This is a genomic window from Pseudomonas sp. DF5 (assembly GCF_058148225.1).
Genome location: NZ_JBYVYM010000006.1, coordinates 117,466 through 139,512 on the forward strand (window position 1 = coordinate 117,466; position 22,047 = coordinate 139,512).

A 22,047-nucleotide genomic window follows, 5' to 3' on the forward strand; every position below is an offset into this window, starting at 1 on the left:
GGCGTTGTTCTTTGTTGTTTAGTGCGGCTGCTGCGCAACCGATCGCGGGCAAGCCCGCTCCCACATGGACGGTGTTGAACCTGTGGGAGCGGGCTTGCCCGCGATGCTCTTAGAAGCTCATGTCGACCTTGGTCCAGAGCGTGCGCCCTGGTTCGTTGATGGCTTGGGGATCATTGGCCGGGAAGCCGAAACCGGCGTTGCCGGCCAGGTTCAGGTGTTCGGCGTAGGCCTTGCCGAACAAGTTGTCGACGCCGCTGCTGACCTTCCAGTTCTTGTTGATCCGGTACGCGCCGTTGAGCGAGAACACGCCGAACCCCGAGCTTTTGTCGAAGTCTTTGCCGACCACGTTGCCCTTGTTCCGGTCGATGCGGTTTTGCGCCGCGACCACCCGCCACAAGGCGCCGGCGCTCCAGTTGTCTTCGCTGTAGGTCAGGCCGAAACGTGCATCCAGCGGTGGCATTTGCGGCAGGGCAGTGCCGTCGCTGCTGTTCTTGCCCCAGGCGTAGGCCAGGGTCGCGTCGGCTTTCCAGTTGGCCGTCAGCTTGTAGGCCGCGCCGAGTTCGCCGCCCATGATTCGCGCGTCGATGTTCTCGGCTTGCGAGGTCATGCCCATCATTCCCGGCATATAGTTGAACAGGATGTAGTCACGCACCTGCCCGACATAACCCGAGGCCCAGGCTTCGAGGTCGGCGGTCTTGTATTGCAGGCCGAAGTCGAGCTGGGTGGTTTTTTCCGGCTTGATCGAGTCGAATGCGTTCACCGAACCGGCAGGGCCGGACTTGGGCGAAAACAGCTCCCAGTAGTCCGGGAAGCGCTGGGCATGACCGAGGCCCGCATACAGCGTGGTCGGGCTGTCGGCCAGGTCATGCTCGTAACGCACGAAACCGCTGGGCAGGGTGTCGGCGCGGGTGTCGTCGGCGGTCGGGTTGGGGCGGGCCATCATCCCGGAGCCGATGGTCTGCCGATAATCCTTGGCCGAAGCACGGTCCAGTCGTGCGCCGGTGATCAGTCGATCACGGTCGGCGGCGTACCAGGTCAGTTCGCTGAACACGCCGTAGTTGTGGAAGTCGGCGTCCTTGTTGCGGGGCACATCCTTGTAGGTGTCGATGCCCATGGCGCTGCGTTGGCGGTGCTCATTGGTCTGCGCATCCAGGCCACTGATCAATTGCACATCGGCCCAGCGCCAGGTGGCTTTGATTCGCGCGCCGAGGGTCCGGCGGTCGACGTTGGAAGCCATGGGGCCGGCCATCATCCCGGTGCCGGACGGCGTGCGCAGGGTGTAGTTGTCCATCACGTGGTCGGCGTAGTTGTAGTAGACCTGCGCCTCGACCTTATCCAGCACTTCACCGATGTTCGACTGCTCGAAGCGCAGGCCGAGGCTTTCGCGCAAGAACTGTGAACCGTCCATGCCGCGCCCGGCGTAACGGGCTTCGCCGTCGCCCTTGCCGGCAGTCAATTCCAGCAGGGTGTCGGCGTTCGGCGTCCAGCCGACAGCGACATCGCCGTTCCACTTGTCGTAGCGCGAGGGCACGGTGTCGTTGTTGCCGTCCTTGTAGTCATCGGAATGCGCGGTGTTGCCGATCACGCGCACGTAACCCAGTGGCCCGCCGGCGGCGGCGTCCACCACTTTGTCGAAGCGGCCGTTGGAGCCGGCCAATACGCTGGCATTCACCCGGGTACCGAGTTCGCCGAAGCTTTCCGGCTCCCGGTCGAACAGGATGGTGCCGGCGGATGCGCCGGGGCCCCAGAGCACGGTTTGCGGGCCTTTGATCACGGTGAGTTTGTCGTAGGTTTCCGGTGAGATGTACGAGGTCGGCGCGTCCATCCGGCCGGGGCAGGCGCCGAGCATCATGCTGCCGTTGGTGAGGATATTCAGGCGCGAGCCGAACATGCCGCGCAGCACCGGATCGCCATTGGTGCCGCCGTTGCGCACCAGCGCGAAGCCGGGGATGGTCTTCAGATAATCACCACCGTCGCTGGCCGGCACCGGTTGGCGCGGGTCCTTGGGGTTGGTGACGACAGTCAGCGGCGAGCTCGGCGCGATGGCGGTGATCACCGTCGGGCTCAGTTCTTCGCTGTGGCCGGCGTGTTCATCGGCGAGCACCATTGGCGTCAGCAACAAGCCGCAAAGAGCGGCGGTGGCCTGCCTGAAACGAACGCGGGATTGATTCAGGGCAAAAAAAGCCTGGGCAGCGCCCAAACGTGTGTCAGCAGAAAACCTGGACATGAAAATTTCCATCGAACAGTCGTAAACGACACGGCCGGCAGCCGACGCAAATTCCTGTAGGAGCGAGCTTTTGTGGCGAGGGAGCTTGCTCCCGCTGGGCTGCGCAGCGGCCCCTTTTGTGAGTGCTGCGCACTCAGGCGGGAGCAAGCTCCCTCGCCACAAAAAATTCGCCCCCACAGGTTGCTTGGGTTGACTTGCGGACCGTGTGGGATCGGAGGTAGGTGTTTACGCGACGATGGGCGGGGCGCGGGTGCGGGCGCCAGGGAAGAAGGTTTGCCGGGCGTGGCCCAGGCGGGTGGCGGGTGTGGTGAAGGTGGTGGCGGACGGGGTGTCGAACGCGGTGAATGAAGCGCCACCGGTGAGTGCCGGGCAATTGAACAGCAGGCTGCAATAGCCGCATTTTTCCCACAGCGCGTGATGTTCGGCTGTCGGCCGGCAGTGTTCGGCAACCGGTTGTGCGTCGTGGTCGGCTTGCTCCATCGCCGACATGTCCGAGCCCATGTCCATCGACATGTTCATGGACATGCCTATCGCCATGCTCGAAGCAGCCGCGCGCGAATCCATCGGCATCGACTGAGAAATCAGCGGGCCGATAAAGATCATCAGCATGGCGAACAGGCTGATCCAGCTGCCGCGGGTCAGGCTCATTGGCTGACGGCGGCGCACGGATGGCCTGGCGCTATGCGGGCGCATAGACGTTTTCAACGGGGGCGATTACTGGGCGTGCATGTGCGCTTGCATGCTGTCCGGTGCCTTTTTCTGCACCGAGACCTCGACCGTTACATCACCGGACTTCTCAAAGTGCAGGGTCAGCGGAAAGTGCTTGCCGTCGCTCAACAGGCTGCGGTCTCTGAGCTCCAGCAGCATCACGTGGTACGCCATCGGCGCGAAGGTGACTTCGCCGCCAGCCGGGATTTCGACGTCGGGCACTTGCTGCATTTTCATCAGATCATTTTGCATCACATGTTCGTGCAACTCGGCCTTGCCGGATATTGGCGATCCGACGCTAAGCAGCCGATCAGCGGTTTTGCCGCCGTTGTGAATCACGAAATACGCCGCGACGGTGGGCGCGTTGGGCGGCAACTCCTGCGACCACGGATGGGCGATCTCAAGCTCGCCAACCTTGTATTCGTGGGCATTGGCAAAACAGGCAGGCAGCAGCAACACAGCCAGGACGATGAGTTTGTTCAACATGGCAGTTCTCCAGAACGATTCAAAACGCAGGTCAATTGCGAGAAGGAATCACACCAGAGGGGACGCGCGGGGGTTGAGACTCGGCCATTGCTGGCGCGGTGTCGGTGTGTCGAGCGTGGCCGGCGGCACGCTTCGATTGGCGTCGAAACGCGCGTAATACAACTGCGGCGTATGCCCCGGCAACGCCACCAATGGCGCGGAGCCCGAGCAACACCAGCAATGCTGCATGTTGGAATGATCGTCGCTCTGCGGCGCTTTCTGCTCGATGTCGCCCAGGGAAATCGCCACCAGCTTCGTGCCGCTGGAAGAGCAGAAACTGCCCCACAGTAACTGTTCGGCCGGCGATTTCGCCGTTTGCGCCATCGCTCCGGACATCGGCATGGCGAGCATGTTGAACAGCACTGCAAAGCAGGCGATCCAGGCAAATGCGAGCCGTTGTCGGGACATGGGACAGATCCGTTTGAGTGGGCGATCAGGCGCGGCTATTTAGCCTGATCAGGGGCGATAAGTAAAAAGACCGCGTGCGGTGTGGTGTCGCAGCGAGTCAGTCAGCATATCGAGCAGCCGGCGTGCAAGCTCAGCCTCGCCGTTTTGAAAGAGTGTAGCGACTTCGACTCTTAATGCCTGAGCGAATTGAGGGTCGCTTTGGATTCTTGCCCGGATTGTGTGTTTGACGTCCCTGAGCGCCACACGATTGAAACTTCCATCGCCCGGGTCTTCCTCTTCGCAGGCCTTGATGTAGTTCCGCAAGTCGGCAGGTGCCAGGAGAAACTCAGTGATATCGAAGCGTGTGAATTTCTCGGGCATTCGGCACTTCTCGCTACATTCGTGGAGCTCTGAAATATAGGGATGGGGTTATGAGCCCACAAGTCAGCCGATTTGGATAATGTTGTGCGTGAGGTCCGACGGATATGTAGGGCGTTGCACATTCTCTGTAGCAGCTGCCGAAGGCTGCGTTCGGCTGCGTAGCAGTCGTGATCCCATGCGCCGCAGTCAACCTGGCAGACCGTGGTGTTTGATTTTACGACTGCTGCGCAGCCGAACACAGGCTTCGCCAGCTGCTACCAGTTTTGTGTGAGGGCCGTTAAAACCTCAGTCACCGCCCCAAACTCCCGCTCAACCCCCGGCAACACCGGCCGCTTCAACACCAGCACCGGCACCCCACGTTCCCGCGCCACTTCCAGCTTCGGCTCGGTGGCGGTGCTGCCGCTGTTCTTGCTGATCAGCACGTCGATCTGCCGCCGCTCGAACAGCGCGCGTTCATCCTCGATCAGAAACGGCCCACGGGCGCCGATCACTTCGCAGCGCTCGTTGCCCGGATAAACGTCCAGTGCACGCAACGTCCAGAATTGCTCCGGCGGGATTTCGTGCAGGTGTTGCAATGGCTCGCGACCGAGGGTGAACAGCGGTCGGCGAAAGGGTTTCAGCGCTTCGATCAGCTCGCCCCAGTCGCTGACTTCGCGCCAGTCATCTGCGGCTTGTGGCTGCCAGGCCGGACGGCGCAAGGCCCAGCAGGCAATGCCGCTCAACTTCGCGGCGGTGGCGGCGTTGTGGCTGATGCGGGCCGCGTAGGGGTGGGTCGCATCCAGCAGCAGGTCAATGCCTTCATCGCGGATGAACTGCGCCAGACCTTCGGCGCCGCCATAGCCGCCAACGCGGACCTGACAGTTCAGATCCGTCGGCACACGACCGACGCCAGCCAGGCTGTAGATGTGCTCCGGCCCCAGGGTTCGGGCGATGGCCAATGCCTCAGTGACACCGCCGAGCAACAACACGCGCTTCATTGAAATACTCCCGCATGGCCGACAATCCCGCCCTGGCGATCGATGGCGAACACTTCGACCTGAACCTGCGCCGGCACCACGCTGCGGGCAAAGTCGAGGGCGTGCTGGCACACTGCGTCGCCAAGGGCGATCCCGGCAGCGCTGGCCATGGCCAAGGCTTGCTGACTGGTATTGGCTTCGCGGATCGCCTGTTGCAACGCCGCATCGGCACCGACTGCTGCGGCCCATTCAGCCAGTTGCGGCAGGTCGATACTTGAATGCCGACTGTGCAAATCCATGTGCCCGGCCGCCAGTTTGCTGATCTTGCCGAAGCCGCCGCACAGGCTGAGTTTATCCACAGGCACTTTGCGCAGGTGCTTGAGCACCGCGCCGACGAAGTCGCCCATTTCGATCAGGGCGATTTCCGGCAAGTCGTAAACCCGGCGCATGGTGTCTTCGCTGGCGTTGCCGGTGCACGCGGCGATGTGCAGGTAACCGTTGGTTTTGGCGACGTCGATGCCCTGGTGGATCGAGGCGATGTAGGCCGCGCAGGAGAATGGCCGGACGATGCCGCTGGTGCCGAGGATCGACAAGCCGCCGAGAATGCCCAGCCGCGGGTTCATGGTCTTCAGCGCCAGGGCTTCGCCGTCCTCGACGTTTACCGTGACCTCGAAGCCGCCCTGGTAATTCAGTTCCTCGGCCAGCAACGTCAGGTGATCAGTGATCATCTTGCGCGGCACCGGGTTGATCGCCGGTTCACCGACGTTCAGCACCAGCCCGGGCCGGGTGACGGTGCCGACGCCACGGCCGGCGCTGAAGCGGATACCCGGTTCGCTGTGCAAGCGCACCTGGGAAAACAGCAGGGCGCCGTGGGTCACGTCGGGGTCGTCGCCGGCGTCCTTGATCGTTCCGGCTTCGGCGCCGTCGTCCGTCAGTCGACAGAATTCCAGGCGCATCTGCACCCGTTTGCCTTTGGGCAGAATGATCTCGACGGCGTCCGCTTCCACGCCGCCGAGCAGCAAGCGGGCGGCTGCGAGGCTGGTGGCGGTGGCGCAGCTGCCGGTGGTCAGGCCGCTGCGCAGCGGGGCGGGTTGTTCGGCGGTTTCGTCACGCATCGAGGGGTTTCGTCACGTCCAGCAAGGTAATCGGCAGCGCCTGACGCCAGGTATCGAACTCGCCCAACGGTTGCGCCTGGGCGACGTGAATGCGGGTCAGCTCACCACCATGCCGTTCACGCCAGGCCATCAAGGTCACTTCGCTTTGCAGTGTCACAGCATTGGCGATCAACCGGCCGCCGGGTTTGAGTTGCGCCCAGCAAGTATCGAGCACGCCTTCACGAGTGACGCCACCGCCGATGAAAATCGCGTCCGGGCGTTCGAGTCCGCTCAGGGCTTGCGGCGCACTGCCGCGAATCAATTGCAGGCCGGGAACGCCCAGGGCATCGCGGTTGTGTTCGATCAACGCCTGCCGTCCCTCATCCGCTTCGATGGCCAGCGCCCGGCAACTCGGGTGAGCGCGCATCCATTCGATGCCGATCGAGCCGCTGCCGGCGCCGACGTCCCACAGCAGTTCGCCGGGGATCGGGGCGAGGCGCGCAAGGGTGATGGCGCGCACGTCGCGCTTGGTCAGTTGGCCGTCGTGCTGGAAGGCGGAGTCTGGCAGGCCTGCCAGGCGCGACAGGCGCGGTGTGTTGGGTTCAGCGATGCATTCGATGGCGATCAGGTTCAGATCGGCGACCGATGGGGCGTTCCAGTCATTGGCGATCCCATTGATGCGCCGTTCCGCTGCACCGCCCAGATGTTCCAGCACGCTGAGACGGCTCGGACCGAAACCGCGTTCACGCAGCAGTGCTGCAACGGCGGCCGGGCTTTGGCCATCGTTGCTCAGCACCAGCAAACGCACGCCACTGAAGAACTGCGCGTTGAGTGCGGCGATCGGCCGGGCAACCACCGAAAGCGTTACCACCTCCTGCAACGGCCAACCCATTCGCGCGGCAGCGAGTGAGCAGGAGGAAGGCGCTGGCAAAATCAGCATTTCATCGCTGGGCACTTGCCGGCCAAGGCTGGCCCCGACGCCAAAGAACATCGGGTCACCGCTGGCCAGCACGCAGACCGGTTCGCCACGCAGCGCCAGCAAAGGGTCGAGGGAAAACGGACTGGGCCACAATTGCCGCTCGCCACGGATGCAGGCCGGCAGCAGATCCAGTTGTCGCTGACCGCCAATGATCCGCGAAGCGCGCAACAGGGCGTGCCGGGCATTTTTGCCCAGGCCCTTGAAGCCGTCTTCGCCGATTCCCACTACTGTCAGCCAGGAGGCCATGTTGTTCCTTAGTCCAATGTTCATCGTCAAAGGCGACATGATAGCGCGGCTTCTGTCATCTGACGCGGGTCTATGGCCGGGAAAGCGTACTTCAGTTTGCAGACACTTAATGTCGACGAAAAAATGCCTGTTGTAATGATGGTTTTGGTAGTTTGGTTTTTGTTCGGGTTACGCAATCTTATATGTATTAAATCGCTGGCCAGTAGTTGATGTCGGTCGCGACACTATCAAGGATGAAAAGAAACTTATATGGATAACGAGTTAGCCAAAGGCATCATCGAACATGATGCGCTGATGATAAATAATGTGCTGCTTATCGGCACGGCTGGCCAGACCGTCGCCGACAATGGCTTTGTCAAAAACTGCATTTTTCTGGCCCGGCATGGCGCGGATAAAGTTGCAAAGAGCGAGACGCAGCCGGGGCCTTGGTTCGACCATTACTCCGGTATGTTCTGGTCAATGGACTGGACGCTTGCCGAGCCCGTCGAGTACATCAAGCCGCAGTTCTCGGGGAGTTTGAAACAGGTCTGGTTGAAAGTCGCACGTCCCTACCTCACGAGTGCTCAAATAGCACAGGTTGAGTCAGTACTTGGAAAACTGGAGAGTGACGCCGAATTGCTGGCGAAGATCGCGGGCTTGAGCGGGAAAATATTCGGATTCAACATCGTCCCGGTCAGTTATAAGTCCAACGGAGATCTGGAAATGGTGGTCAGTCATGTCAGGTTGATCAAGCTGGGTATCACTACACCCTACCTGTTCTGGACGATAAATCAGAGTCTGTCTCAACTGGATATCCGGATTCGGCGGTTGGAAATCAAGCGTCGAGACATGGACGCCATTCGACAGCGTGTGGAAGAAGCCACTCGAGCCCTTGCACTCGAGTTCAGCGAGTACGAACTCTGATTCCACGCAGGCCGAAGCCTTCTTTTGCTTGATTGATACTTCGGCAGCGTTTCCGACCGGCAGACTTTTCATGCGCTTGGGCAAAGCAGGCATAATGGCAGCCCTTCGCCCTTCACTTGCATCCAGTCAGCCGGTCACTCATTGAACGAACGCCCGATGTCTACCGCCTTACGCCCCTCGGCCTGCCCGGGGTTGCTGCGTATCGTCCCGGCGCTGGATGGCGGTATCTGCCGGATCAAGCTGAACGGCGGCTCGATCAGCGCGGCCCAGGCTGAAGCGGTAGCCTGCGCGGCCGAACGGTTTGCCGGGGGCGTGATCGAGGCGACCAACCGGGCCAACCTGCAGATTCGCGGGATTGGCGCAGAACAGGCAGCATTGATCGATAGCCTGCTCGTCGCAGGGTTGGGTCCGCGCACGGCGGCGGGCGACGATGTGCGCAATCTGATGCTCAGCCCGTCTGCCGGGATTGACCGACACATGCTCTTCGACACGCGTGCGCTGGCGGAACAGATCCTAGCCACGCTGCAAAGCCATGAACGTTTCCATGAGCTCAGCGCCAAGTTTGCCGTGCAACTCGATGGTGGCGAGGCGTTGGCGATGCTCGAACACCCGCATGATCTTTGGTTGTCTGCTGTTGAGCGAAGCGGCGAGTTGTTGCTGGCGTTCGGTCTGGCGGGTTGCCCCACGGACAGGCACGTAGGCGCGGTGTCACTCGAGCAGGGGCACGCACTGGTGGTTGCGGTGCTGGAGTTGTTTCTCGATCTGGCGCGTCCGGATCAAACACGGATGCGTCATTTGCTGGCCGAGTATCCGCTCGCAGAGTTTCTCGCTCACCTGGCCGAGCGTGTGCCCTTGAAGTCGATTACCGATTGGCAGCGTTCACTGAACCTGGACACTCTGCACATCGGCGCTCATCCGCAACGTGAAGTCGAACACGTCTACATCGGCGCCGTGCCGCCTTTGGGACGGCTCGATCCCGCGATGCTCAGAGGCGTGGCGCAACTGGCGTGCGAATTCGGTGACGCGAGTCTGCGTTTTACTCCGTGGCAAAGTCTGTTGCTGCCCAACGTTCGCAAAGAGCGGGCGCCAGAAGTTATTAGGCGTCTGGAGCAACTGGGCCTGCTATGTGACGTTGATCAGCCTGTGTCACGGTTGATCGCCTGCACCGGTTCCGCTGGCTGCGGCAAGGGCCTGGCCGATACCAAGCGCGACGCCATGCAGTTGGCCGCGCTGTTGCAACGTCACGATCAAACAGTGCATTTGTCCGGCTGCCAGCGTTCTTGCGCCGCGGCGCATGTAGCACCGGTCACGCTGCTGGCTGCCGCCCCCGGTCACTACGACCTCTATTTTCGCGATGCAGGGCAGCCGGGTTTCGGCGCCCTGCACGCACACAACCTTACTATTGAAGCGGTCGCAGCCTTGCTTGACGCCCGCTCACGGAGTTCCCTTGATGCTTGATTACATCCGCGACGGTCAGGAGATCTATCGCAACTCCTTCGCGATCATTCGCGCCGAGGCCAACCTTGCGCGTATTCCGGCCGATCTGGAGAAACTCGCCGTGCGGGTGATCCACGCCTGCGGCATGGTCGAGGCCATCGACGGTCTGCAGTTTTCCGAAGGCGCGGGCAAGGCCGGGCGCGATGCGCTGGCGGCCGGTGCGCCGATTCTGTGCGACGCGCGGATGGTCAGCGAAGGCGTGACCCGTGCGCGCTTGCCGGCCAACAACCCGGTGATCTGCACCCTGCGCGACGACAGCGTGCCGGAGCTTGCCCGCGAGTTGGGCAACACCCGGTCCGCTGCCGCGCTGGAACTGTGGCGTCCGCATCTTGAAGGCAGCGTGGTGGTGATTGGCAATGCGCCGACCGCACTGTTCTATCTGTTGGAAATGCTCGACGCCGGCGCACCGAAACCGGCGCTGATTCTTGGCTTCCCGGTGGGCTTCGTCGGCGCCGCCGAATCCAAGGCGATGCTCGCGGCGGACAGCCGTGGCGTGCCTTTCGTCATCATGCAAGGCCGGCTGGGCGGTAGCGCCATGGCCGCCGCCGCCGTTAATGCCCTCGCCACGGAGATCGAATGATGCAGCAACCTGGACGTTTGATTGGCCTGGGCGTCGGCCCCGGTGATCCGGAACTGATTACCGTCAAGGCCTTGCGCCTGCTGCGCGAATCGCCGGTGGTGGCGTACTTCGTCGCCAAGGGCAAGAAGGGCAATGCATTCGGCATCATCGAAGCGCATCTGCAAGATGCACAAACCCTGTTGCCACTGGTTTACCCGGTGACCACCGAAGCGCTGCCGGCACCGTTGTCGTATGAACAAGTGATCAGCGATTTCTACGATACGGCCGCTGAACAACTCGCGGCGCATCTGGACGCCGGCCGTGATGTGGCGGTGATCTGCGAAGGTGATCCGTTCTTCTACGGCTCCTACATGTATCTGCACGATCGACTGGCCGAGCGTTATGAGACCGAAGTCGTGCCGGGTGTCTGCTCGATGCTCGGTGGCGCTTCCGTACTGGGCGCGCCGCTGGTGTATCGCAATCAGAGCCTGTCGGTGCTGTCCGGCGTGCTGCCCCACGAAGACCTCAAGCGTCGCCTGGCCGATGCCGATGCGGCGGTGATCATGAAACTGGGGCGCAACTTTCCCAAGGTCCGTCAGGTGCTGGAAGAACTCGGTCTGGCGCAGCGTGCGCTGTACGTCGAGCGCGCGACCATGGCCAACCAGAAAATCGTGCCGCTGGATCAGGTCGAGCCGATGTCCTCGCCGTATTTCTCGCTGATCATCGTCCCTGGTGAAAGGTGGCAAGGCTGATGGCCCATTCTGCTCCGGCGATTGTCATTCTCGGCAATGGCAGCCTCGCGACCGCACGCAAGATTGCGCAGCTATACCCCGGTGCGCTGATCCATGGACTGGCCGAACGGGTCGACGGCGCGGACCGTGTTTATCACGAGTTCGGCGCGACGCTGCGCGAGCTTTATCAACAGGACACGCCGATCATCGCCCTGTGCGCGGCAGGGATCGTGATCCGCACCCTGGCGCCGTTACTGCTGGAGAAGGGCGCCGAACCGCCGGTGCTGGCGGTGGCTGAAGACGGCAGCGCGGTGGTGCCGCTGCTCGGTGGCCTCGGCGGGGTGAATGTCATGGCGCGCGCGATTGCCGCCAGCCTAGACGTCGCGGCGGCGATCACCACGAGTGGTGAATTGCGCTTCGGTACTTGCCTGCTCAATCCACCGAGCGGTTACGCCCTGGGTGATCTGGAGTTGGGCAAGCGCTTCGTCTCGGATTTGCTAGCGGGCCAACGCGTGCGCATTGAAGGGGCTGCGCCGTGGCTTGATCAGGCGCAGTTGCCGGAAGACCCGCAGGCGCAGCTGTCGATTCATGTCGGCAGTGCCGAGCGCACGCCAGCGGCCAATGAATTGATGATCTACCCGCGCAGCGTACTGGTGGCGGTGAGCGCCGAGGTGGCGGACCTGCCGAACGCAGTCCGAATGGCTTTGCATCAGGCGAAAATCGCCGTGCAATCGCTGGCGTGCCTGTTGGCCAGCGACCTGGACATGGCCAGTCCTGCGTTGCGCGAAGCGGCGCTTGAGTTGGGCGTGCCACTGCGGTTTGCGTCGGCCAGCGGCGTTAGCGAGTTGGCCCGCCACACCGTACCGAACGCCACAGTCGTGACGGCGGATAACGGAATCGCCATCGCGGTGGCCAGTCAGCCACTGGAACTTGCGCAGATCGGTCGTGCGCGCGGTCGTTTGGCTGTGATCGGTCTGGGCCCAGGCGCTGCCGAACTGATGGTGCCGGCGGTCAAGGCCGAACTGGTTCGCGCTGATGACGTGCTCGGTTATGAAACCTACGTACGTATGGCTGGGCCATTTCGCGACGATCAGGTGCTGCATTGCACCGACAATCGCGAGGAAATGCAGCGCGCTCGCCACGCCTTTGAACTGGCGGCTCAAGGGCGCTCGGTGGTGGTGGTTTCGTCCGGGGATCCGGGCGTATTCGCCATGGCGGCGGCGGTGCTTGAGGCGTTGCACGAGTCGAGTGAGCCTGCATGGCACAGCGTTGATCTGGAGATCCTTCCTGGCGTTTCTGCTTCTCTGGCCACTGCTGCGCAGGCCGGTGCGCCGCTGGGACATGACTTCTGTGTGATGTCGCTGTCGGACAACCTCAAGCCATGGGCGATCATCGAAAAGCGTCTGGACCTGGCGGCCGAGGCCGATCTGGTGCTGGCGTTCTACAACCCGATCTCCCGCGCACGGCCATGGCAACTGGGCCAGGCACTGGACATTGTCGGCCGGCATCGAACGCCGGAAACGGTGGTGGTGCTGGGCCGCGACATCGGTCGCCCTGGCCAGACGCTCCGGGTCACGACGCTCGGCGCACTGACCCCCGATCAGGTCGACATGCGCACCATGGTGCTGATCGGTTCCTCCACCACCTGCGTGTTCCCTCGCGCCGAGGGGGGCAAGTGGGTGTATACGCCTCGTTGGTATGGCGACAAGCCAACTTCATGAGTGTCGGCGGCCTCGCTGGAGGCCGCGTTTCATAATGGCCTGGCGTTGATAAACAGGAAGTTTTTGCGGCAGGCGGTTAGATGTCTTGATGTAAGTTTATTTTTCTCTGGCACAAAAGAAACTGTCGCGTTTGTTGAGGGTTGCCTTTTGGCTTGTCTTTTTTTTTGTTGTGTTTGACGGCTTTAATATTTCTAAGTGTTCGGTTGGTCATCAGTTGTTTGTTTTTTGCTTCCGGGCTGAAGTTTTGTTCAGTTAATGTTGTTTGAGCGTCGGGGCATCCATCCATTTTAACGGATGAGAAATCTTATTTTTACAGGGAAGTATCTTTATGGGTGAGCAATCGGCTCGTCGTGTGAGCGGTTACGTCAATTTTATTGATTTATTTAAACTGTCTGATCTTGAGCAGGCGTTACAGGAACATAAAGGTACAGAGGAATATGACGCGGTATTTCGATATTACTTTTCTTGTATCGGCCTGCTCGATTTTCCGAGAATGCTTCCACCGCTTGGTTTGCTGCGCGAGGCCCTGAGGGCTTTTGTTGAATCCAGGAGCCGGCATCGACGTGCAGTAGAGATGGAGCCGAAAGCTGCGCCGCAGGGCGCAGCAGTTCCGGGGCTGACTGAAATCCGCGACAGGGTCGAAGGCTTTCACACGCGCCTGTCCAATAGCATTGCAGAGCTGTCTGCCGCAGCAACCGAAGTGCCTAAAAATCTGCACTTCGTTTGGCTTGGAGGGGGGCTTGGAAATATTCAGCGTGACTACATTAATGTGTGGTGCCGGGTTTTGGCCGGGCACGATCATGCCGTGAAGCTCTGGTATGACGGCGACGCATTATTGGCCTATGAAACCAACCGGATCATTGTCGAGGCCGCGAAGGCCGATGCGATGATTAATGGCGGACATAGCACGGGAACATTTCTTGAGCTGGGTGACAAATATGAAGAGCGAGCCATTGTTCTTAAGCAGCAGATGTTCGCCCATATCAACAAGGCGGTAGAGCGCGGTGTTAAAGCGGATGATGCCCGAATTGATCTTCTGGTCCGTGGCTACGGCCAGGATAAAACGACCCTGGAAAATTTGCGGGAAAAAAACAGTCAGAGCCTGTTGGCATTGGTCGAGGCGGGAGTGGAACTTCGCAACCTGGCGGAGAATGCAACACCGCTGCACTTGCAGACTATTTATGAGCGGGAAATAAGCTTACGAGGCAATTTTGCCGCCGCCTCCGATGTGGTGCGTATTGAAGCGTTGATGGCTGAAGGCGGATTTTATGCAGATGTCGATAACTTGCCACCTCTTGTGGAAAAGTTGGGCGATGTGGAGATCAATCAATTCAGCAGTGATGAGCGCCTGGGCGTGTTGCAGTTGTTGCTCGATCAAAATCCTGGATGGATGCCAGGTCGAGAGGCGCTAAGAGGTAAATATACAAACTATTTCGATGTCATCCCTGTAGAGCATCGTCCGGCACTGGAACATTTCGCGAAAAGTCGCCCGGACTTGAACAGCGTTTTCCGCGCCCCCGTCGAACGTCTCGTACGTCCGAACGGAATGCGCGCGGTGGCCGAGCAGGCCAGCCTGAGTAATGCGTTTCTCATGGCCCATGCCGGGTCGGCAATGTTGAGCGCGGTCATCGATCGTTTCAAGCTCAACTATGAGATTGTTGATGCCACGATCCGCTTGGCTGTGGAGAAGCAGGTCGCCTTGATTGATAGCGAGGCCATGAGTGGTTTAGCGGAGGAGGTGGTCGAGAAAAAATTTGGCCCGTTGAATGCACTCCCACCTGAAGAAGAACTCGCCCTCACTTTTTTGATGGAAGCCGCTGCGATCTACTACAGCGACGGCATTCGCCCGCAGAGCGAAGTGACCATTTATCTGACGGGGCCCGCTGCGATGCGCGATGCACTCGCGGATTACGCAAAAATCCACTTCACGCCTCGTGCAGCGGGCGTGTGGCGAGAGGATGTGGCTATTGTCGCCGCCGCCATGGTGAACCGGGCCACCGAGGAGGAGTTGGATCATTCCTGGAAAGAAAACGAAAACGACACCGTCGAGTGGCTGCGCAAGGAAAAACAACGTTGGGAGGCCGGGCAATTCAAGGCGCGCTACGTCGGCAAGGTGGATCAATTACTAAAGAGTCAGACAATCCATTTCGACCATGGCTGGCCAGTCATCGAAGGTCGACATGTGATGTCGACCGAATTGTTGCAGTCCTTGGCGCAGCACCTTGGTGAACCCTTTTTGCGAGCGATGGGCCAACGGGTCTCCGGCGAAGTGACTTTCGACAGGCAAGTGCAGCTGAGTTTTGACGAGCGCCAGTCCATCCTCACACAGGAGATCACGCTACCGCCATCGTTGGTCGGGGAGCCAGCAACCTTGGATCTACCGCTTGATGAGTTGCTTCATCGAATTGGCCGGGGCACTTTGCAGGTTGAACAGCTTAACCCCTTGCAGCGGTTGTTGATCGGTTCGTTGCTGGGCGCGCGGGCAATGGATCAACGCAACTTTGATCACGTCAACGCGCGCCTGGAAAACCTCGCCAACAACGTGTCTGAGTTGGGCGTGTCACACCGTTACGGGGCGATTGAGCGGGAGCTGTTCAAAGAAAATCACCCTGCATTCGCTGCTGGTTTGGCCAGCGCTTCGGTACCTTCCTTGGCATTGTCCGAGACCAGCATTGAACTGAAGAAGCAGGCGCTGGAAGGGGCACTGACCTTGCTGCAATGGGGACGTCGGGTCGCCCGCATTCAGCAGGTAGCAAAACTCGAATTCCGTGACCGGATTGCCGAGCGCATGGCTGATGTGCTGGAAAGTTTCGATCACGGCAGCTTCAAACTGGTGCCGCAGGATTTGTTGCTTCAAGGGGCCGGTGACCGGATCGCGGGGCGTTGCTACCCACTGGCATTGGCCATGGCGGCGTCGATCAGCAAGGGTGACGAAGCCGCCAACACCTTGCGTGAGCGGTTTTACCTGGCGGTCATTGAGCCTGACACCGGCGCTTCGAAAGCGTTTGTGAGCATCATCGAGGAGCTGCGCGATGTTGACGTCCATGACTTGGGTGGAGCGGTGGTGCGCTCCGATCTGGCACAGGTCATTGCGACGCTCGAAGGTAAAACCGGCAGCAGCACCTTGATGCTCAACTCTGACAACCACTCGATGCTGGTGGCCAAAACATTCAGTGGAGGCCGCGGTACTTACCATTTCTACGATCCGAATTTTAGTGTTTTCGAGTTTGATACCGCTGAAGCACTCAGCAGCGCATTGACACATTTTTTCGTTCGGCAAGAGATGGCCAAACCTTACGCCGCTTATGGAGAGCCGACGCGTCCGACCTTCGATTTGATTGAGCTCGACGCTGGCCGACTCAATGAACGGATACTGCCGTCGGGTGTCCGGGTGTCCAGTCTTTCCGAGTCAGGCAGCCTGCCTGAACAGACGCCCCGGGCAAGACAGCGGCTGGCCAGCGCGCGAGGGCGGTCGCTGGTCAACAATGGGGTATTGGGCAGTTCGTTGCTGGAACTGGACGCTCACTGGTGGGGCGGGCAGATCGCGCAGGCGACATGGCAGCTACAGGAGAAACACGGGCTGTCGTCGGGTGCCGTTGCGTTGTTTGAGACATTGGAGATAACCCCGACAGGCGCTTACAACATCAGTCTGGTCGACAACGATTCTGCGCAGACCATTGTGCGTGTCACCACCGATGATCATCGACTCCTCAGGATTAAAAATTTCCTCTCGCAAACCTTCCATTCATTGGCGGCTCAACCGCGTTCGCCGGCCGAATCGCCTGATCCTGTGGACGCCGGTAGCGTTCATACGCTCAATGCCGGTTTCACCGTACAAGCCTTGATGAACTCACTGCGTCATCACGAGGGCGCGGCCGGCGGTAGCGACAAGGCACTGACCACCGCCATTCGCCTGCATGCCTACGTCAACTACGCCCAACTGGTCCATGGCAATGTGGTGGATGTGATTGGTGTTGTGACACTGGTGCGTCAGGCCCTGGATGATGAAAAGTTGATCGCTCGCACCAGCGCGCCATTGGTGCAAAAGGCGCTGGGACATGTGGCGAATGAAGGCGTTGGCACGGTGTTGGGAATGGTGAATGTCGGGTTTGATATTTACCAGTTGAGCCATGCCGGCAATGACATTGAAAAGGCGCAATTCGGGACGCAATTGGCGTTCGACTCCGCGAGCGCCGTGTTGGGTGCGGCCGGGTTGGGCGCGGGATTGGCCGGCGCGGGTACCGTAGCTGCGGTGCTGGGTGGTGCAGGGGTGATTCTGGGTGGGTTGGCGGTGGGTGTTGCTGCGCTGGCCGAAGGGTTTGCCACCATTGCCGAGGAGGCCAAAGAGGTCGGCCTCTTTTTTGAACGACTGGAGAAGGCGTATCTTCAGGGCGGCTTTCACTTGGACAAGGTGTCGAATGCCTGGATTGCACATCCCTTGCTGGTGTTCGCCGAACTGGATTTTCGCGCATCCACGGTCCATTTCGACAGCCCGAAACTGTTCCCGCTTCGGGATCATTTCGGGGTTCCGGATTTCGACGACGATTACAACCACGCCATTGATATACGCCTGGGCCTTGAGTTGTCGGACTCGGCGCCTTTCTCCCCGCAGGCAGGGCAAACAATCGTTCTGCCCTGCACACCCAAGACCTGGTACGGCTATGAATACAAGTTGCTGCCGTTTGTCACGTTTCGTCATGCCGGCGGATTCGATACGGCACGTCGTCTGGAGAAAAAGAACGAACGTGGGGAATGGCAGTTCCTGTTTTCCTTTTATTCGTTTCCGGGTGAGTACGTCGTAAACCGACTGAACCCTGTCTGCAAACCAACAGTTTTCAACGTTCGTCTCGACAACGTTGAGCGCTCGCTGGTAGTGCCTGTGCTGCCCAAGGCATGGCACGGCCTGGTCTCCTATCGGATAGCCGGTGCCGGTGCTCAATGTTCCGTGCTGCTCAATCAGGGGGTGAGCCTTGAGCTCGACGCGCCGGGCCACACGGCCATGCACTGGGTGTTACTGGCTACCTGGCTGACAGAGGCAGATGTCCAGGTAGAACCCGCGGGCAGCCTCATGTTGGGCGCGCTGGCTGTGAAGCTCACGGGTGGAGGGGTTCACGATGTGTTGCTCAAACTGGCAGGTAACAAGATCGTGCGCGTTGATCTTGTTGCCCTGCAATTGGAGGTGGTCGAAGAAACAGCCGACCCGGCGCTCGGAGAGCAAGCGCTGCTGGATCGATTCAAATCACTGGCTCGTGAACATCGTCTGGCTATCCCTTATCTTCCCGTACATGAGTTTATCGTTCCCTACGAAAAACAGGATGAGCCCAGGAAAGTGGTCGCGTACTACGATTCGGCTCAGGATCGTTTTCTGTACGTACGCGACCCGAACGTGCTGCTGTCCGATGCCGTCGTGTTGGGTGCGGTGATCGAGGGCTCGGCGTACTTCTATCATCCCGAGAGCTTCTATATCTGGCAGGTAGATGCAACGACGGGAACGCTGGTTCAGCGTTACCGTTTGCTAATAGGCGATGATCAGGCGATTGTCCGTTGTGAGGCGGTGGCCAGCGGCGGCATTCAGATCATTCAGCGACTCACTCACAAGAACGGTCAGCGCGATGAGCTGACCTACATGATCCATGACGGGGCACTGCTGCTCGGCTCAATCAAACGCGGTCTGGATCCTGCTTTGTTGGGTGTTTTGCAGGTCGACGCGCTCACGGACTGGAAGCAGGTGCTGGGTCACTATGTGTTGCCGGCAGAGTCTATCGATACCGTGAATTGGCGCCCCGGCGCTCTGGTTTCGATTTGTTGGCAGTTCGAAGACAAGTGGCACGATCTGGTCTGGGTCCGAGAGGTTGACGGGTTGATCATCCGTGCGCCGACCCGACGTCGCCATGCGCGGGGATGGAAAAGTTCGATTCTGAATGATCTTCTACTGATTGTTCCTGCCAGTGCCGAGGGTGAAGTATTTGTTACCTACGACCAGCCTGATCGACGCCTTGTGCGACAGCAAAGATCGATGGTGGATGGTCGCGTGCAATGGTCTTCCACAGAAATTGCACCCTCGGGCCTGAATGGTGTTGTCGCCGTTGAGCAGGGCTACCTGGCTCTGACCGAATCCGGTCTGTTCTTCAATGTGATGCCTGATGGCACGCTTCGATTGGGCGGACTCACCGACACCTGGTTGAAGGATCGAGCCCAGTGGTGGTCCGCACTGCCGGAAGTGTCGACGCGCTATCCGGTGTCGAGTTTCGCTCTCCTTGGCCTGACCAACTTTACGGGAGACGTCGGTTTGTGCGCCTGGTACCTGGACGATCGGCTGTTGCTCTCGGATCTTGGCCATGGAAAAGAAGTACGCCTACTGAGTATTGCTCCAGACAATCAGGCCGCCTGGTTGTTCGATCTTTCAACGGGCAAGATTTTCAGCCAGCGCTTTATCGATACGAAACATTTGAGTACAGCATTTGCCCAAGGCACCAGACTTTTACAAGTTGAGGCATTGCCGGCCCCGATGCAGGTGTGGGCATCCTGGACTTTTGACGACGTGACGGTAGAGGGCGCGGGTCTGAGGGCGACGACTCTCGAAGGCGTGGAGATGGATTTACAGCACAACGAACCGGTGCGGATTACGGGCGTGGACAGCCTCTGGGTCGCGGCACTGGACGGTCCATTGAGTGAGCGGCTGGCGGCGCTGGCGAGCCAAGTCCGATGCGCCGATTTTCTGTCCGTCAAAGATCCTGACTACCTTCAATGGTATGTGGTCAGGACCGGACGACTGATCCGGATTCCGAAAGCCACCTTTCCTACGCAATACACACTGGTGGGCACCCGGCATCAAACCAACGTGATGCTGCACCAGATCGAGGATGGTTTGTTGCACACCTATCCGCAAAAAACTACGGTCGGGCCGCTTGAGTATATTCAGCGAAACGCCGAAGTACTGGTGGTTGAGGGGCTGAAGACGGCCGACGACCTCATCCCGTTGATTGCCGATGATGTCAGCATCCTGGTGCTCAAAATGGGGCAAGGGGCAACGACTAGCCGGCTGACCCGAGCCGCGTGGTTGAAACTTGAATCGGTTATCGTCGACTGCCGTTACCCGCTTGAGCTTCCACCCTTGATTCCGGGGAAGCTGGTTCTGGACGCTTCAATCATGGATCAGTTATGGGTCAGCCTGGTCAATGAACACTTGGTAATGAACGGCCTGGACAGCGGGCACAGTCTGATCTTTCGCGGTGTTTACTCATCGGATGTGACGTTGCGGGGGGACGTGTTCCTTGCGCTCAGTGGTTATCGATCGCGCGCGGTTTCGGAAATAGTGACCGAGTTGCTAAGGAAAAAAGGCGTTTCGGGCAGCGCAATGCTAACGGAGCTGATGTCGAGTTATCAGATCGAGGCGCTCGCAGAACCAGCTTTTTAGAACTCCTTGGCCGATTAAGGCACCAGATAACCTTTCACCCCGGTGAAGATTATCTGTGCCGCCAGAGCGCACACGAACAGTCCCATCAACCGGCTGACAATCTGCAACCCCTGGTCACCCAGAATCCGTTCGATGCGGTTCGACAAATACAGCACCACGCCAACGGTGAAGCTGGCGAGGGCAATACTGAGAATGGCCGTGAGTTTGTCGTCCCAATGCGGCTGGCTCACGCCCATCACCAGCAAGGCGCCGATAGTGCCGGGGCCGACTGTCAGGGGGATGGTCAGTGGGACGATGGTCACGTCTTGCTGCACGTTATCGGTCTGCACCGCCGACTTGCCCTGGGCCATGCCCAGTGCCGAGATGAACAGCACGCTGCCGGCACCGATGCGAAAGGCATCCACGGTGATACCGAAGACACTGAAAATCACACGCCCGAACAGGTACAGCAAGACGCTGGAAACCAGTGTGGCAATCGCCACTTTCCAGGCCAGGCGACGTTGTTCCTTGCGCGAATAACCGCGGGTCAGGCTGATGAAGCAGGACAACACGAAGAACGGGCTGTAGAGCACCAGCATCTTCAGGTAAACGCTGAACAACACGTGGAGCATGGTTTCGGCTCGCAGCAAGAGAATGGTGAGGCGAAGTCTATCAGTCGACAAATGCGTGTGGGTATCCGGTTTTAAAGACTTTGTTGTTTTCATCTTCGTAGGCGTTGTCTAGGACTAAGAATGTGGTCTTGATTTAACAAGTGGTTGGATATGGTGTTACATGTTTGTATTTGTCGATGTTGGTTTTATTGGTTATTGTTTTGTTCGCAAGTTCATGAGGGGCTTGCTTATATATTGGAAAGGAATCTGTTATGAGTAACTTGGTCGTTAGTGAGCGTTATATTTCTGACTGTATTAAATCTTTGCGGGAATATGATATTGATGATGTGTTGACTATTCGCCCTCGTAGTATGTTTTCGATGGGTGACAATGTAGCAGAACCATCGAAAGCCTCTATTGTGGGCGAAGGCGTGTTGTCCTTTAGCGCCGGCCTCAGCGGTGAGAACCGGTCGGATGCGCAGAATGCCTATCTGTATGCGACCCTTGTAGCGAACAAGGCATTTCCGCAGGACTACCAGGGCAAAGAGTGGTATGAGCTGTTTAAGGAGGTCATGGGCAACGCGGGTTGGTCGAGCACCAGCCTTTACCACAGCGACTTGTATGTCAGCGGGACCAGTGTTCGCATGGACAAACTGGTGTTGGAGATTCTTGGCTCGGTGGTCGCTGGCGTTGCGCTGCCTGGTCCGACGACTGCATTGATGCTGAAAGTGGCGGGGGATGCCATTTCCGCCCTGCAAAAGCGCGATACGGCACTGACCGTCTATGAGCAAAACTTGTTGACACATGGCGTAGGCGGGATAGCGGCCGGTGCGTGCACCGAAAATAATGGTGTCGCCACGATGGCCCTCGGTGCAGTGCGGTTTTTACGCAGGAACACGTCGACCAAAGTGCTGTTTGTGGATGTGGATACTCGTAATGTGAAACTGTATCGCGGTGAAGCCGTATTTGAAAAAAATGATCTGGTCGCCAAAGCCACTCGTGAACTTATTGCGAACATACTTATCAAGCATGCCGGCAAAATTGCTGACTATGACATCTAATTGAATGAATAAGGGCGGCCAATTATCGGCCGCCCTTTTTATTCGCGAGGGAATACTATGAGTTG

Annotated in this window: 16 protein-coding genes; 7 read left to right on the plus strand and 9 right to left on the minus strand. The window is 59.2% G+C overall.

Annotated features, from left to right (window positions below; all coding sequences use genetic code 11):
- Positions 1 to 109: 109 nt before the first annotated feature.
- From AC30D7_RS07870 to cbiE, 8 genes are all read right to left on the minus strand, one after another.
- On the minus strand, positions 110 to 2,227 hold the full coding sequence (locus AC30D7_RS07870) for a TonB-dependent copper receptor (protein ID WP_490133643.1): 2,118 nt from the start codon (positions 2,225 to 2,227) through the stop codon (positions 110 to 112).
- 225 nt (positions 2,228 to 2,452) lie between these two features.
- Positions 2,453 to 2,920: a DUF2946 domain-containing protein gene (locus tag AC30D7_RS07875; protein WP_490133644.1), complete on the minus strand. Its 468-nt coding sequence runs from the start codon at positions 2,918 to 2,920 to the stop codon at positions 2,453 to 2,455.
- Positions 2,921 to 2,941: 21 nt separating this feature from the next.
- Complete coding sequence (locus AC30D7_RS07880; RefSeq protein ID WP_490133645.1) at positions 2,942 to 3,421, minus strand: copper chaperone PCu(A)C; 480 nt, start codon at positions 3,419 to 3,421, stop codon at positions 2,942 to 2,944.
- A gap of 48 nt (positions 3,422 to 3,469) precedes the next feature.
- Positions 3,470 to 3,868 carry a DUF2946 domain-containing protein gene (locus AC30D7_RS07885; protein WP_490133646.1) on the minus strand — a complete coding sequence of 133 codons (399 nt, stop codon included), beginning with the start codon at positions 3,866 to 3,868 and terminating at the stop codon, positions 3,470 to 3,472.
- A gap of 48 nt (positions 3,869 to 3,916) precedes the next feature.
- Positions 3,917 to 4,228 carry a hypothetical protein gene (locus AC30D7_RS07890; RefSeq protein ID WP_490133647.1) on the minus strand — a complete coding sequence of 104 codons (312 nt, stop codon included), beginning with the start codon at positions 4,226 to 4,228 and terminating at the stop codon, positions 3,917 to 3,919.
- A gap of 254 nt (positions 4,229 to 4,482) precedes the next feature.
- The gene (locus AC30D7_RS07895) at positions 4,483 to 5,205 is read right to left on the minus strand and encodes a cobalt-precorrin-6A reductase (protein ID WP_028940136.1); all 723 of its coding nucleotides are present in this window, start codon (positions 5,203 to 5,205) and stop codon (positions 4,483 to 4,485) included.
- A complete protein-coding gene (locus tag AC30D7_RS07900; RefSeq protein WP_428634494.1) occupies positions 5,202 to 6,299 on the minus strand; it encodes a cobalt-precorrin-5B (C(1))-methyltransferase in 1,098 nt (365 codons plus the stop codon). The genes AC30D7_RS07895 and AC30D7_RS07900 overlap by 4 nt, the downstream gene beginning before the upstream one ends.
- The gene (gene cbiE / locus AC30D7_RS07905) at positions 6,292 to 7,503 is read right to left on the minus strand and encodes a precorrin-6y C5,15-methyltransferase (decarboxylating) subunit CbiE (RefSeq protein WP_490133648.1); all 1,212 of its coding nucleotides are present in this window, start codon (positions 7,501 to 7,503) and stop codon (positions 6,292 to 6,294) included. The genes AC30D7_RS07900 and cbiE overlap by 8 nt, the downstream gene beginning before the upstream one ends.
- A gap of 249 nt (positions 7,504 to 7,752) precedes the next feature.
- Between cbiE and AC30D7_RS07910 the strand changes: the two genes are divergently transcribed.
- The 6 genes from AC30D7_RS07910 (at position 7,753) to AC30D7_RS07935 (ending at position 20,331) form a co-directional block, all read left to right on the plus strand.
- Positions 7,753 to 8,406 carry a hypothetical protein gene (locus tag AC30D7_RS07910; protein ID WP_490133649.1) on the plus strand — a complete coding sequence of 218 codons (654 nt, stop codon included), beginning with the start codon at positions 7,753 to 7,755 and terminating at the stop codon, positions 8,404 to 8,406.
- A 156-nt stretch (positions 8,407 to 8,562) separates the two neighbouring features.
- On the plus strand, positions 8,563 to 9,864 hold the full coding sequence (cobG, locus tag AC30D7_RS07915; RefSeq protein ID WP_490133650.1) for a precorrin-3B synthase: 1,302 nt from the start codon (positions 8,563 to 8,565) through the stop codon (positions 9,862 to 9,864).
- Positions 9,857 to 10,483, plus strand: coding sequence for a precorrin-8X methylmutase (locus AC30D7_RS07920; protein WP_007937188.1), 627 nt, complete (start codon positions 9,857 to 9,859; stop codon positions 10,481 to 10,483). Before cobG ends, AC30D7_RS07920 begins: the two co-directional genes overlap by 8 nt.
- Positions 10,483 to 11,214: a precorrin-2 C(20)-methyltransferase gene (locus AC30D7_RS07925; protein WP_490133703.1), complete on the plus strand. Its 732-nt coding sequence runs from the start codon at positions 10,483 to 10,485 to the stop codon at positions 11,212 to 11,214. The genes AC30D7_RS07920 and AC30D7_RS07925 overlap by 1 nt, the downstream gene beginning before the upstream one ends.
- Positions 11,214 to 12,914: a precorrin-3B C(17)-methyltransferase gene (gene cobJ, locus AC30D7_RS07930; RefSeq protein WP_490133651.1), complete on the plus strand. Its 1,701-nt coding sequence runs from the start codon at positions 11,214 to 11,216 to the stop codon at positions 12,912 to 12,914. Before AC30D7_RS07925 ends, cobJ begins: the two co-directional genes overlap by 1 nt.
- 328 nt (positions 12,915 to 13,242) lie before the next feature.
- Positions 13,243 to 20,331: a TcdA/TcdB pore-forming domain-containing protein gene (locus AC30D7_RS07935; RefSeq protein WP_490133652.1), complete on the plus strand. Its 7,089-nt coding sequence runs from the start codon at positions 13,243 to 13,245 to the stop codon at positions 20,329 to 20,331.
- 14 nt (positions 20,332 to 20,345) lie between these two features.
- On the opposite strand, the gene AC30D7_RS07940 is transcribed toward AC30D7_RS07935, so the two are convergent.
- The gene (locus tag AC30D7_RS07940) at positions 20,346 to 20,942 is read right to left on the minus strand and encodes a MarC family protein (protein ID WP_096513619.1); all 597 of its coding nucleotides are present in this window, start codon (positions 20,940 to 20,942) and stop codon (positions 20,346 to 20,348) included.
- 251 nt (positions 20,943 to 21,193) lie between these two features.
- Here AC30D7_RS07940 and AC30D7_RS07945 point away from each other — a divergent pair, with 251 nt between their 5' ends.
- Complete coding sequence (locus tag AC30D7_RS07945; RefSeq protein WP_490133653.1) at positions 21,194 to 21,982, plus strand: hypothetical protein; 789 nt, start codon at positions 21,194 to 21,196, stop codon at positions 21,980 to 21,982.
- The last annotated feature ends 65 nt before the right edge of the window (positions 21,983 to 22,047 follow it).